11 protein-coding genes are annotated in these 12,624 nt (G+C 74.3%); 9 read left to right on the forward strand and 2 right to left on the reverse strand.

What is annotated here, in order from left to right; all coding sequences use genetic code 11:
- Positions 1 to 9 precede the first annotated feature (9 nt).
- Together aspS and ACFQ8E_RS14360 are read left to right on the forward strand one after the other, a co-directional pair.
- Positions 10 to 1,797: an aspartate--tRNA ligase gene (aspS, locus tag ACFQ8E_RS14355; protein ID WP_430551231.1), complete on the forward strand. Its 1,788-nt coding sequence runs from the start codon at positions 10 to 12 to the stop codon at positions 1,795 to 1,797.
- Positions 1,794 to 2,654: a GNAT family N-acetyltransferase gene (locus ACFQ8E_RS14360; protein WP_430551232.1), complete on the forward strand. Its 861-nt coding sequence runs from the start codon at positions 1,794 to 1,796 to the stop codon at positions 2,652 to 2,654. Before aspS ends, ACFQ8E_RS14360 begins: the two co-directional genes overlap by 4 nt.
- Before the next feature lie 58 nt (positions 2,655 to 2,712).
- On the opposite strand, the gene ACFQ8E_RS14365 is transcribed toward ACFQ8E_RS14360, so the two are convergent.
- Complete coding sequence (locus ACFQ8E_RS14365) at positions 2,713 to 4,188, reverse strand: FAD-dependent oxidoreductase (protein ID WP_430551233.1); 1,476 nt, start codon at positions 4,186 to 4,188, stop codon at positions 2,713 to 2,715.
- Positions 4,189 to 4,251: 63 nt separating this feature from the next.
- On the opposite strand from ACFQ8E_RS14365, the gene ACFQ8E_RS14370 reads away from it, so the two are divergent.
- Positions 4,252 to 5,640, forward strand: a complete 1,389-nt coding sequence (locus ACFQ8E_RS14370) for a replication-associated recombination protein A (protein WP_430551234.1) — start codon at positions 4,252 to 4,254, stop codon at positions 5,638 to 5,640.
- Positions 5,641 to 5,667: 27 nt separating this feature from the next.
- Here the strand turns inward: ACFQ8E_RS14370 and ACFQ8E_RS14375 are convergent, their stop codons facing one another.
- Positions 5,668 to 6,111 (reverse strand): globin domain-containing protein, encoded by a 444-nt coding sequence (locus ACFQ8E_RS14375; RefSeq protein ID WP_430551235.1) that lies wholly within the window; start codon positions 6,109 to 6,111, stop codon positions 5,668 to 5,670.
- 301 nt (positions 6,112 to 6,412) lie between these two features.
- Between ACFQ8E_RS14375 and rpsD the strand changes: the two genes are divergently transcribed.
- The 6 genes from rpsD (at position 6,413) to mltG (ending at position 12,624) form a co-directional block, all read left to right on the forward strand.
- Entirely contained in the window at positions 6,413 to 7,039 is a 627-nt protein-coding gene (gene rpsD, locus ACFQ8E_RS14380; protein WP_430551236.1) for a 30S ribosomal protein S4, read from the forward strand.
- A 156-nt stretch (positions 7,040 to 7,195) separates the two neighbouring features.
- On the forward strand, positions 7,196 to 7,579 hold the full coding sequence (locus ACFQ8E_RS14385; protein ID WP_430545449.1) for a DUF948 domain-containing protein: 384 nt from the start codon (positions 7,196 to 7,198) through the stop codon (positions 7,577 to 7,579).
- The gene (locus ACFQ8E_RS14390; RefSeq protein WP_430551237.1) at positions 7,579 to 7,983 is read left to right on the forward strand and encodes a hypothetical protein; all 405 of its coding nucleotides are present in this window, start codon (positions 7,579 to 7,581) and stop codon (positions 7,981 to 7,983) included. Before ACFQ8E_RS14385 ends, ACFQ8E_RS14390 begins: the two co-directional genes overlap by 1 nt.
- A gap of 171 nt (positions 7,984 to 8,154) precedes the next feature.
- On the forward strand, positions 8,155 to 10,866 hold the full coding sequence (alaS, locus tag ACFQ8E_RS14395; RefSeq protein ID WP_430551238.1) for an alanine--tRNA ligase: 2,712 nt from the start codon (positions 8,155 to 8,157) through the stop codon (positions 10,864 to 10,866).
- On the forward strand, positions 10,863 to 11,408 hold the full coding sequence (ruvX, locus tag ACFQ8E_RS14400; RefSeq protein ID WP_430551239.1) for a Holliday junction resolvase RuvX: 546 nt from the start codon (positions 10,863 to 10,865) through the stop codon (positions 11,406 to 11,408). Before alaS ends, ruvX begins: the two co-directional genes overlap by 4 nt.
- 67 nt (positions 11,409 to 11,475) lie before the next feature.
- A complete protein-coding gene (mltG, locus tag ACFQ8E_RS14405) occupies positions 11,476 to 12,624 on the forward strand; it encodes an endolytic transglycosylase MltG (RefSeq protein ID WP_430551240.1) in 1,149 nt (382 codons plus the stop codon).

Raw genomic sequence — 12,624 nt, forward strand, 5'->3', positions numbered from 1 at the left:
GAACACTCCGTGCTCCGCACCCACACGGCCGGCTCACTGCGGGCCGAGCACATCGGTCAGACCGTCACCCTCACGGGGTGGGTCGATCGGCGCCGGGATCACGGGGGAGTGGCCTTCATCGACCTGCGCGACGCGTCCGGCATCGCGCAGGTCGTCATCCGCGACGAGGCGGTGGCGCACCCGCTCCGCTCCGAGTTCGTGCTCCAGGTGACGGGCGTGGTCGGTCGCCGGCCCGAGGGCAACGCCAACCCGAACCTCGCCACCGGGGAGATCGAGGTCGTGGCGAAGGACGTCGTGGTGCTCAACGAGTCCGCGCCGCTGCCCTTCCAGGTCTCGACGGCGCTCGCGGACACCGAGGTGATCGGCGAGGAGGCGCGCCTCAAGCACCGCTACCTCGACATCCGCCGCCCCGCGCCGGCGCACGCCCTGCGGCTGCGCGCCAAGGCGAACCAGGCTGCCCGCCGCGTGCTCGACGAGCACGACTTCGTCGAGGTCGAGACGCCCACGCTGACCCGCTCGACGCCCGAGGGTGCGCGCGACTTCCTCGTGCCCGCGCGCCTGGCGCCCGGTTCCTGGTACGCGCTGCCGCAGAGCCCCCAGCTGTTCAAGCAGCTGCTCATGGTCGGCGGGCTGGAGCGCTACTACCAGATCGCCCGCTGCTACCGCGACGAGGACTTCCGCGCCGACCGCCAGCCGGAGTTCACGCAGCTGGACGTCGAGCTGAGCTTCGTCGACCAGGACGACGTCATCGCGCTCGCCGAGCAGGTCCTCGTCGCCCTGTGGAAGCTCGTCGACGTCGAGATCCCCACGCCGATCGCCCGCATGACCTACGCGGAGGCCATGCGCCTGTACGGCACGGACAAGCCCGACCTGCGCTTCGGCAACCCCCTCGTCGAGCTCACGGACTACTTCGCCGAGACGCCGTTCCGCGTCTTCCAGGCCGAGTACGTGGGCGCCGTCGTGATGGCCGGGGGCGCGTCGCAGCCGCGCCGGCAGTTCGACGCCTGGCAGGACTGGGCCAAGCAGCGCGGCGCCAAGGGCCTCGCGTACGTCACCTACGGCGAGGACGGCACGCTGGGCGGCCCGGTCGCCAAGAACCTGTCGGACGCCGAGCGCGAGGGCCTCGCGGCCGCCACCGGCGCGCAGCCGGGCGACGCCGTGTTCTTCGCGGCCGGCAGGACCGCCGAGGCGCGTGCGCTGCTCGGCGCGGCCCGCCTGGAGATCGCGCACCGCACCGGCCAGGTCGACGAGGACGCCTGGGCATTCGTCTGGGTGGTGGACGCACCGCTGTTCAAGCCCACGGGCGAGGACGACGACGTGGACCTGGGCCACTCGGCCTGGACGGCCGTGCACCACGCGTTCACGTCGCCCAAGCCGGAGTGGATCGACAGCTTCGAGTCCGACCCGGGCAACGCGCTCGCCTATGCCTACGACATCGTCTGCAACGGCAACGAGATCGGCGGCGGCTCCATCCGTATCCACCGCCGCGACGTGCAGGAGCGCGTGTTCGACGTCATGGGCATCGGCCCCGAGGAGGCGCAGGAGAAGTTCGGTTTCCTCCTCGACGCGTTCAAGTTCGGCGCCCCGCCGCACGGCGGCATCGCGTTCGGCTGGGACCGCATCGTCGCGCTGCTGACGAAGTCGGCGTCGATCCGCGACGTCATCGCGTTCCCGAAGTCGGGCGGCGGTTACGACCCGCTCACCGAGGCCCCGGCCCCGATCACGCCGGAGCAGCGCAAGGAGGCGGGCGTCGACGCCGTCCCGCAGGACGAGGCTGCCCCGGCCGCGGGGGCGTGACGCTCGCTCTCGACGGGCACGGCCTCGCCCCGGTCACCGACGTGGCCGGGGCGAGGCTGCCCGACCGCTGGGCCCTGCACCCGGTGGTCGTCGCCGAGCACGCCTTCCACGGGTGGGACGCCAGCCACGTCTGGTGGGACGACGACGCCCTGCTCGTGCGCCTGCGGTGGCGCGAGCGCACGGACGGCGAGCGGCCCTTCGCGGTCGAGGCGGACGCCGCGGGCACGAGCCTCCTCGGCGTCGGGACGGCCGACGGCGCGGCGCGGCTCCTCCTGCGGGCCCGCACGGAGCTGCGGTCGCAGGGCGACGCGCTACGCGTGCGGCGCGCGTCGCTGCCGCGCGGGACCCACGCCGCCCTGGCCGTCCAGGCTCCCCGTGCCGGCGCCGCACCGGAGCCCTTCGACCGGCAGCCCGCCGGCGCGTGGGACTGGTTCGGCACCACCGCGGCGCCCGGCGCCCAGCCCGGCGAGGAGCGGGTCGCCGAGCTCGACGGCCCCCACGCCCGCGACGAGCTCGCCCGTGCGCTCGCCGTCGCGAACCCCCACGGCGAGCTGCCGCCGGACGAGCCACGGTCGCGCTGGTGGGGCTGGCGCGACGACGCCGGCGTGCTGCGGGGCGTCGCGGGCGCGTCCCGGCGGGTCCCCGGCCAGCCGTGGGTGCTCGGCTCGATCGGGACCGACCCCGCGTGGCGCGGTCGCGGGATCGCGGCCGCGGTGACCGCCGCCGCCACCCGAGCCGGTCTCCACGAGGTCGCCCTGGTGACCCTCGGCATGTACGCGGACAACGACGCGGCGCGCCGCGTCTACCTCCGCCTGGGCTACGTCGTCGCGCAGCGGTTCGAGAGCTGGCGGCCCTGACCGGGCGCACCCCGCGGGTTCGCTCCCGACCTGGCCGACGGCCGGCGCCGTGCGCTGCTCACGCCGTGCCCGACGCCGGTGAACCCGGCCGCCGCGCGTCGGCGAGGTAGCCGTCCGGCCGCACCAGCAGGGTCGCGTCGCGACCGTCGGCGCGTCGCACGTGGACCCGCCCGCCGGCGTCGAGCTCTCCGGGCGCCCTGGGCACGTCCTCCGGCGGGCCCGCCTCGGGGCCGACGAGGACGAACCGCCCCGCGCGCAGCGCCTCCGCGAGGCGCGGCCCCGCGGGTCCGGGCACCAGCGGCAGGTCCGGCACGCGGCTCCCGGCGGCCGGGTGCGCGCCGGGCGGGGCGGGGTACCGCACGCCGAGGGCGGAGACCGACGCGGCGGCGCGTCGGCGGGCTGCCGCGACCCGCGACAGCAGGGTGGCACCGATGGCGCGCAGGACGGCGGCCGTGGGCCCCGGACGCGTGGCGAGCCGCAGCATCGTGCCGCTGGTGCGCAGCACCTGGGTCCCGACGGGGTGGCGCTCGGCCGCGTACCCGTCCACCAGGTCGTCGTCGGCGCCGCGGACGACGGCGGCGAGGCGCCAGGACAGGTTCGCGGCGTCCTGCAGGCCGGTGTTCATGCCGAGCCCGCCCGCCGGGCTGTGCACGTGCGCGGCATCGCCCGCGAGCAGCACGCGCCCGGCCCGGTAGCGGGTCGCCTGGCGCTCGTCGGCCGCGAAGCGGGTGCCGAACCGCAGCTCGGCCATCCCGTGGTCGTCGCCGAGCGTCGCCCGTGCGAGGGTGCGCACCTCGTCGAGGTCCACGGGCCCGTCTCCGCCGTGGTCGAGGGCCTCGTCCCAGCCGATGAACCGGTACCAGTCGTCCCCGAACGGGGCGAGGAACCCCAATGCACCGCCGGCCGACGCGACGGTGAGCGCGTCCTCGGGCGGACGGGCCAGGCGGACGTCCGCGAGCACCATGGCGCGGATGACGGTCGCGCCGGGAAAGGCGATGCCCGTGGCCCGCCGCACGGTCGACCGGACGCCGTCGGTGCCGACCACCCACGGTGCGCGAAGTCGCACGGGTGCCTCCGGCGCGCCGCCGCCCTCCTCGACCGCCACCACCGTGGCGCCGTCGTCGTCCTGGGTGACGTCGGTGACGCGCAGCCCGTGCCGGAACTCCGCGCCGGCGTCCTCCGCCCGGCGGCGCAGCAGGCGCTCCACCTCGTACTGCGGGGTCACGAGCACGAACGGGAACCGGCCCGGCAGCGCGTCGAGGCGAACGTCGACGCGACCGAACACGCGGATCCGGCGCACCCGGCGTCCGGTCTCCAGGAGCTCGTCGGCCAGCCCGCGTGCGTCGAGCACCTCGAGGCTGCGGGCGTGCACGGCGAACGCGCGGGTGAGGTTGCTGAGTCCGGCCGGGCGCCTCTCGACCACCACGACCCGCGCGCCCGCGCGGGCCAGGTCCCCGGCCAGGAGCAGTCCCGTGGGCCCGGCCCCGACGACCACGACGTCGGCGTCCATGCGGCCCACCCTAGGGCGGGTCACGTCACAGCCGCAGGGTGGCCCCGCGCGCCCGGTCCGTGGGTGGGGCTCCGTAGGCTGAGGCGCATGGACCTGTTCGACGCCGCGCTCACCGGCACCCGCGGCACGCCGGCGACCGGCCGCACCGGCCCGAGCGCCCCTCTCGCCGTGCGCATGCGCCCGGCCGCCCTCGACGAGGTCGCGGGCCAGGCGCACCTGCTCGTGCCGGGCTCGCCGCTGCGCCGGCTCGTGGAGCCGGACGACGAGTCGGCCCGCCGGGCCGCCCCGGGATCCGTGATCCTGTGGGGGCCTCCCGGCGTGGGGAAGACGACCCTCGCGTACCTGGTCGCGACGGTCTCCGGCCGGCGCTTCGTCGAGCTCTCCGCGGTCACCGCCGGTGTGAAGGAGGTGCGCCAGGTCGTCGAGGACGCCCGCCGGCGCCTCGCCACGGGCGGCGAGGAGACCGTGCTCTTCATCGACGAGGTGCACCGCTTCTCCAAGACGCAGCAGGACGCGCTGCTGCCGAGCGTCGAGAACCGGTGGGTGACGCTGGTGGCGGCCACCACGGAGAACCCGTCGTTCTCGGTCAACTCCCCGCTGCTGAGCCGATCCCTGCTGCTCACGCTCAAGCCGCTCACCGCCGACGACGTCCGCGCCCTCGTGCGCCGCGCCGTCGCGGACGAGCGCGGTCTGGACGGCGCCGTCGAGCTGGCGGACGACGCGGAGGACCAGCTCGTGCGCATGGCGGGCGGGGACGCGCGCAAGGCCCTGACCATCCTGGAGGCGGCCGCCGGAGCGGCCCTGGCCGACGCCACCCCCGGGCGTGACCCCGGGGACCCGGTCGCCGTGGACCTCGACACGGTCGAGCGGGCCGTCGACGTCGCCGCCGTGCGGTACGACCGTGACGGCGACCAGCACTACGACGTCGTCTCCGCGTTCATCAAGTCGATCCGGGGCTCGGACGTGGACGCCTCCCTGCACTACCTGGCGCGCATGGTGGCCGCGGGCGAGGACCCGCGGTTCATCGCCCGACGCCTGGTGATCTCCGCGGCGGAGGACGTCGGCATGGCCGACCCGTCCGCCCTGCAGACCGCCGTCGCGGCCGCGCAGGCCGTCCAGCTCATCGGGATGCCCGAGGGACGGATCGTCCTCGCGGAGGCGGTCGTGCACCTGGCCACCGCGCCGAAGTCGAACCGGGCGTACCAGGGGATCGACGCCGCGCTGGCGGACGTCCGCGCGGGCAAGGTGGGCGTCGTGCCGCCGCACCTGCGCGACGCGCACTACGCGGGCGCCGAGGGCCTCGGCCACGGCAAGGGCTACCGGTACGCGCACGACGCGCCGCACGCCATCGCGGCCCAGCAGTACCTCCCCGACGAGCTCGCCGGTCGGCGCTACTACGACCCGAGCGACCGGGGCTTCGAGAAGCAGGTCACCGACCGGGTGGCACGGATCCGGCAGATCCTCGACGACGCCTGACGCGCCCCGCCGGTCGGTGACCGGTCGTCACGCCGCCTCGAGCTCGACGAGGGTGCTCGCCATCGTCCGGTAGACCTCGTCCCAGGCGGCCGCCACCTCGGGCGTCACCGCGTCGCCCAGCACGGCGATGATGGCCGCGAACAGGTGCTCGTGCACCACCTCGTACTGCGCGGGCTCGACGCCGACCGCACGGTGCCGGCGGGCGACGGGCGCGAGCACGTCGCGGGGGTCGGCGTCCTCGTCGGCGACGAGCAGCGCCGCGCAGGACGTGATCGCGGCCGCGAGCGCCCTCTGCTGCGAGCCGTCGGCGATCCGCTCGGGGGAGAACATCGAACCGAGCAGGCCGGGGTGCTCGTCCAGGAGGGTCCGGTAGAAGATCGTGGTGATGTCGTCGATCGAGTCCTCGACCACGGGGAGGGTGGAGCGGACCACCTCGGCGGAGCGGGGCGAGAGCGTGACGGGGGAGGGCATCCTGGCGACTCCTTCGGGCGACGTGCCGGCGCCGTGCCGGCGGTGCACAGTCAAGCGCCCGGTCGGCGCCGGCGACAAGGCCTTGCGAGGGCAGGGCGGGTGGAGTCTCGGCAGGCCGGGGCGCCCCGCGGGATGCGGTAAGATACTGCGGTTGCCGTTTCCGGCGACCACCTGGGACCTCGGCCCCGTGAGCACCCGCCCCGTGCAGGAGCTCCATCGGCTGGTCCCGCACCCGGACCTCCCCTCGCGGGGCGGACGTCGGGTGTGACCTCATCCATCACCACAGGACAGGAAGCAACCAGTGACCGCTGTCACCAAGTCGCGCCGCCAGGTCCGCCTGAGCCGCAAGCTCGGCCTCGCGCTGACCCCGAAGGCCGTCCGCCACTTCGAGAAGCGCCCGTACCCCCCGGGTGAGCACGGCCGTGCGCGCCGCCGCACCGAGTCGGACTACGCGGTCCGCCTCCGTGAGAAGCAGCGTCTGCGCGCCCAGTACGCCCTGCGCGAGAAGCAGCTCCTCAAGGTCTACGAGAACGCCCGCAAGCACCCGGGCCTGACCGGTGAGGTCATGGTCGAGGACCTCGAGACGCGCCTCGACGCGCTCGTCCTGCGCGCCGGCTTCGGCCGCACCATCCTGCAGGCCCGCCAGGCCGTGACGCACCGTCACATCCTGGTGGACGGCAAGATCGTCGACCGTCCGTCGTTCCGTGTGAAGCCGGGCCAGACCATCCAGGTCAAGCCCAAGTCGCAGACCACCACGCCGTTCCAGGTCGCCGCCGCCGGTGCGCACCGCGACGTCCTGCCGGCCGTCCCGGGCTACCTCGAGGTGAACCTCGAGAAGCTGTCGGCCACGCTGACCCGCAAGCCGAAGCGCGCCGAGGTCCCCGTGACCTGCGAGGTGCAGCTCGTGGTCGAGTTCTACGCGCGCTGATCCCGAGCATCTCCGCGGAGGACTCCGCACCCAGGACGCCCCGTCACCCGCCGTCGCGGGGGGGGGGGCGTCCGCCGTCTGGGTCCGCCGTCTGCAGGGAGTCACCCGGGATAGGGTGACGACCGACCGTCTGACACCTGTGCGAGGAGAGATCTGATGTCGATGGGTGACGTGGCCGGGCTCATCGCGGCCGTCGCGTTCGTGCTGCTCGTGGGCCTGCTCGCGATCCCGCTCGTGAAGCTGGGCCGCGTGCTCGACGAGGCGACGCGCTCCATCCGCGAGGTGACGGAGCACTCGGTGCCGATCCTCGACGAGGCGGCCACCACGGTGGCCTCCACCAACGACCAGCTGGTCAAGGTGGACACGATCACGACGTCGGCGGCCCAGGTCAGCGAGAACGTGTCGGCGCTGGCCGGCCTGTACGCCTCGACGCTCGGCCGCCCCCTGGTCAAGGTCGCGGCGTTCTCCTACGGGGTGCGCCAGGCGTTCGCGCGGGCCTCGCGCTCGAGCCGCGGCGACGACGCGAAGGCCGGCCGCTGATGCGCCGCCTGTTCTGGGTCGGCGTGGGCGTGGTGGTGACGGTCGTCGTCGTCCAGCGGGGCCGCAAGATCGTGGCGCAGTACGCGCCCGAGGCGGTGGTCGACCGCGCGGAGCGTGCGGCGCAGGACGCCGGACGGCGGGCGGAGACGTTCGTCGCGACGTTCCGGCGCGAGTTCTCGCAGGCGCGCAGCGCCCGCGAGGCCGAGCTCACCGCGGCGCTGCTGGCCGAGGGGCAGCCGGACCCGGACGACGTCCGCGCGAGCGGGCTGCGTCCCGCCGACCTGCGCGGGGGCCCCGGGCGGGCCCGGCACGCGGCCTCGACGCCCGACGGACAGCCCGGCCGGTATCCCGACGCCGAGGCGGAGATCGCCGCCGACGAGGCGGACCTCGGCTACTCGTTCTGAGAATTCCCGTTCCGACCATCTCCCGGTGGGCGCGAGAATGGGGGACGGCCGCCGCCGGAGCGGGCGGCCACCCGCACCCGACCCCGCACCCGCGGTACCAGCTCGACAACCGGCTCGACGTCAGCCCCGACATCGGCCTCGACCTCAGCCTCGACCTCATTGAAGGACACCATGCGCACCGCCGAGATCCGCAAGCGTTGGCTCGACTACTTCGAGTCGAAGGACCACGCGATCGTCCCGAGCGCCCCCCTGGTCTCGCCCGACCCGTCGATCCTGTTCACGATCGCCGGCATGGTGCCCTTCATCCCGTACATCCTCGGCACGGAGCCCGCGCCGTGGCCGCGGGTCGCGAGCGTGCAGAAGTGCATCCGCACCAACGACATCGAGAACGTGGGCCGCACCACGCGGCACGGCACGTTCTTCCAGATGAACGGCAACTTCTCGTTCGGGGACTACTTCAAGCGCGAGGCGATCGACTTCGCGTGGGAGCTCCTCACGACCGACCAGGGCCAGGGCGGCTACGGCCTCGACGGCGACCGCCTCTGGGTGACGATCTGGGAGGAGGACGCCGAGGCCTTCGACGCGCTCACGAAGGGCGTCGGGCTCGACCCGAAGCACGTGGTGCGCCTGCCCCGCGAGGAGAACTTCTGGGACACGGGCCAGCCCGGCCCGGCAGGCCCCTGCGCCGAGTGGCACTACGACCGCGGACCCGCGTACGGCCCCGAGGCCGTCGGCGGCACGGTCGACCCGGGCGGCGACCGCTACCTGGAGATCTGGAACCTCGTCTTCGACCAGTTCGTGCGCGGCGAGGGCCAGGGCAAGAACTACCCGCTGCTGGGCGAGCTCGAGCACAAGAGCATCGACACGGGGGCGGGCCTGGAGCGCATCGCGTACCTGCTGCAGGGCAAGGAGAACCTCTACGAGATCGACGAGGTGTTCCCCGTCATCGCGCGCGTGGAGGAGCTGACCGGCAAGCGCTACGGCGCGGACCCCGAGGACGACGTGCGGATGCGCGTGATCGCGGACCACGTCCGCTCGTCGCTCATGGTGATCGGGGACGGCGTGCGCCCGTCGAACGAGGGCCGCGGCTATGTGCTGCGGCGCCTCGTGCGCCGCGCCGTGCGCGCGGTGCGCCTGCTCGGCGTCGACGAGGTCGCGCTGCCGTCGCTGCTGCCCGTGTCGAAGGACGCGATGAAGGCGTCGTACCCGGAGCTGGAGGCCGACTTCGGCCGCATCAGCGACGTCGCGTACGCCGAGGAGGACGCGTTCCGCCGCACGCTCGCGCAGGGCACCACGATCCTGGACACCGCCGTGGGCCGCGCCAAGTCGCGCGCCTCGGACGGTGCCGACGGCGGCACCCCGGTGCTCGGCGGCGCGGAGGCGTTCCAGCTGCACGACACCTACGGCTTCCCGATCGACCTCACGCTCGAGATGGCGGCCGAGCAGGGCGTCCAGGTGGACGAGAAGGCGTTCCGCGACCTCATGGCGGAGCAGAAGCAGCGTGCCCGCGCCGACGCGCTCGCGAAGAAGACGGGCCACGCCGACCTGCGCTCGTACGAGCACCTGAACAAGGAGCTCTCCGCGCCGGTCGAGTTCCTCGGGTACACGGACACGGAGTCCGCGGTGACGGTGGCCGGTCTGCTGGTCGACGGTGTGCCCGCCCCCGCGGCGACCGCGCCCGCCGACGTCGAGGTCGTGCTGGACCGCACGCCGTTCTACGCGGAGGCCGGCGGCCAGCTCGCCGACCAGGGCACGATCGTGCTCGACGGCGGGGCGACCATCGAGGTCGACGACGTGCAGCGCCCGGTCAAGGGCCTGTCGGTGCACCGCGGCCGCCTGGTCGAGGGCACGGTGGCGCTGGGCGACCCCGGCACCGCGACGATCGACGTCGCGCGTCGTGTCGCGATCAGCCGCGCCCACTCGGCGACGCACATGATCCACAAGGCGCTGCACGAGATGGTCGGGCCGGACCGTACCCAGGCCGGGTCGGAGAACGCGCCGAGCCGCGTGCGCTTCGACTTCCGGTCCCCGACCCCGGTCGCCGCGGACGCCCTCGGCGAGATCGAGGAGCGCGTCAACGCGCGGCTCACCGAGAACCTCGAGGTGACCGACGCGACCATGCCGATCGCCCGCGCCCGCGAGCTGGGCGCCATGGCGCTCTTCGGCGAGAAGTACGGCGACACCGTGCGTGTCGTGTCCATCGGCGGTGACTGGTCGCGCGAGCTGTGCGGCGGCACGCACGTCAAGGCCACCGGCGAGGTGGGTCGCGTCGCGCTGCTCGGCGAGGCCTCGATCGGTTCCGGCGTGCGTCGCGTGGACGCCCTCGTGGGCGACGGCGCGTACGGCTTCCAGGCCAAGGAGCACGCCCTCGTGGGTCAGCTCACGGGCCTGCTGGGCGCCCGCCCGGACGAGCTCGCCGACCGCGTGGGCTCCCTGCTCACGCGCCTCAAGGACACCGAGAAGGAGCTCGCGGGCCTGCGCCAGGACCGCATCCTCGCCGCGGCGGGCACCCTTACCGCGCAGGCGGAGCGCGTGGGTGAGGTGCGGGTCGTCGCGCACGACGCCGGCGAGGTGGCCTCGGCCGACGACCTGCGTGCGCTGGCGCTGGACGTCCGCGGCCGCCTGGGCGACGCCGAGCCGGTGCTCGTCGCCGTCGGCGGCGTCGCGGGCGGGCGGCCCCTGGTGGTCGTGGCCACGAACGCGGGCGCCCGCGACGCGGGCCTGCGGGCCGGCGACTTCGTCAAGGCCGCGGCGAAGACCCTCGGCGGCGGGGGCGGCGGCAAGCCGGACCTGGCCCAGGGCGGCGGCACCGACGCGTCGGCGCTGCCGGCCGCGTTGGCCGGCGTCGCCGAGGGCGTGCGCGCCGCGCAGGCGGGCGCGTGACGGGACCGTCGCCGGAGCAGGACGCGCCCCGCGGGCTGCCGCGGGGCGCGCGCCTCGGGGTGGACGTCGGCAAGGCGCGCATCGGGCTCGCGGGCAGCGATCCCGACGGCCTCGTCGCGACGCCGGTCGAGACCGTGCCACGCGTGCTGGAGGTGCCCGCGGGCGCCGACGGCGCGCCCACGGTGACGCCCGACGTCGCCCGGATCGCGACGGAGGTCGAGGAGCGGTTCGCCGCGGTCGTGTACGTCGGTCTGCCGCGCCACCTGTCCGGGGCGGAGGGCGCGGCCACCGCGGACGCGCGCGACTTCGCCTCCCGCCTGGCGGCCGCCGTCGCCCCCGTCGAGGTGCGTCTCGTGGACGAGCGGATGACGACCGTGACGGCGCACGCGCAGCTGCGGTCGGCGGGGCGACGCACCAAGACACACCGGTCTGTCGTCGACCAGGCCGCAGCCGTTATCATTCTGCAATCTGCACTCGACGTGGAGCGGTCGGCGGGGGAGCGCGCCGGTGAGCTCGTCGAGCAGCAGCGACCGGGCGCCTGACCAGCCCGGACAGCAGCAGCCGACCCATCGTGCCCACCCCAGGCCCTGTCAGAAGGAAGAACCCGGCGTGACGGACCTCTTCGAGCATCCCGCCCTCCAGGAGGCGCCCGCGGCACCCACGCGGCGCCGCTCGGCCGCCGGACGGAGGGCCGCCGCCAAGCGCAAGCGCCGCCGCAGGCAGCGCACGGCCGTGGTGCTGGTGGTGGTCCTCGGATTCGTGGGCGCGGGGGCCTACCTGCTCTGGGACCGCATGGACTCGCTCGTCGGCGACCTGCCGTTCATCGGGTCGCAGAACGACGACTACCCGGGACCGGGCGGGGACCCTGTCGACGTCGTCATCCCCGAGGGCGCCACCGGCGGCCAGATGGGCACGGTGCTGCAGGAGGCCGGGGTCGTGGCCAGTGTCGGAGCGTTCACGGACGCGTTCGGCCAGAACCCGGCCGCCGCCGGCATCCAGCCCGGCACCTACCAGCTGCAGGCCGAGATGAAGGCGTCGGACGCAGTCGCCGCGCTGGTGAAGAACGAGAAGCTGCAGACGAACGTGACCATCCCCGAGGGGTACACGGTCGCGCAGATCGTCGACAAGGTCGGCTCGGTCACGGAGATCACGCCGAAGCAGCTCGAGAAGGCGCTGAAGGACACGGAGTCCTTCGGACTGCCGAAGCAGGCCGACGGCAACGCCGAGGGCTGGCTGTTCCCGAAGACCTACACCGTCCAGCCGGGCGACGACGCCACGACGCTGCTCACGGCGATGGTGGACCAGACGAAGAAGGAGCTGGAGTCGCTCGGCGTCGACAAGTCCGACTGGCAGGACGTCCTGAACAAGGCGTCGCTGGTCGAGAAGGAGGCGCCGGACGGGTACCGGGGCGAGGTCGCCCGCGTGATCGAGAACCGCCTGGACCGCGACGAGGCGCTGTACCTGGACGCCATCAACTCCTACGGGCTCGGTAAGCCGGCGGACGAGATCACGAAGTCGGAGTTCGCGGACGCGAGCGACCCGTACAACTCCCGCAAGAACACCGGGCTTCCGCCCACACCGATCGCCAACCCCGGTCAGGCGTCGGTCGAGGCCGTCCTCGACCCGCCCGAGGGCGACTGGAACTGGTACGTGACGGTGAACCTGGACACCGGCGAGACCAAGTTCACGGACAACTACCAGGAGTTCCTCGAGTACCGCGCCGAGTATCAGAAGTGGGCCTCGGAGAACGCCGGCTGA

The organism is Isoptericola sp. NPDC056573, assembly GCF_042793335.1.
Taxonomy (GTDB): Bacteria; Actinomycetota; Actinomycetes; order Actinomycetales; family Cellulomonadaceae; genus Isoptericola.

Coding starts and splice junctions, on each gene's coding strand:
- ACFQ8E_RS14375 (WP_430551235.1), bottom strand. CDS start 6,111: ATGCCCTCCCCCGTCACGCTCTCGCCCCGCTCCGCCGAGGTGGTCCGC.
- ACFQ8E_RS14370 (WP_430551234.1), top strand. CDS start 4,252: ATGGACCTGTTCGACGCCGCGCTCACCGGCACCCGCGGCACGCCGGCG.
- ACFQ8E_RS14385 (WP_430545449.1), top strand. CDS start 7,196: ATGTCGATGGGTGACGTGGCCGGGCTCATCGCGGCCGTCGCGTTCGTG.
- ACFQ8E_RS14390 (WP_430551237.1), top strand. CDS start 7,579: ATGCGCCGCCTGTTCTGGGTCGGCGTGGGCGTGGTGGTGACGGTCGTC.
- alaS (WP_430551238.1), top strand. CDS start 8,155: ATGCGCACCGCCGAGATCCGCAAGCGTTGGCTCGACTACTTCGAGTCG.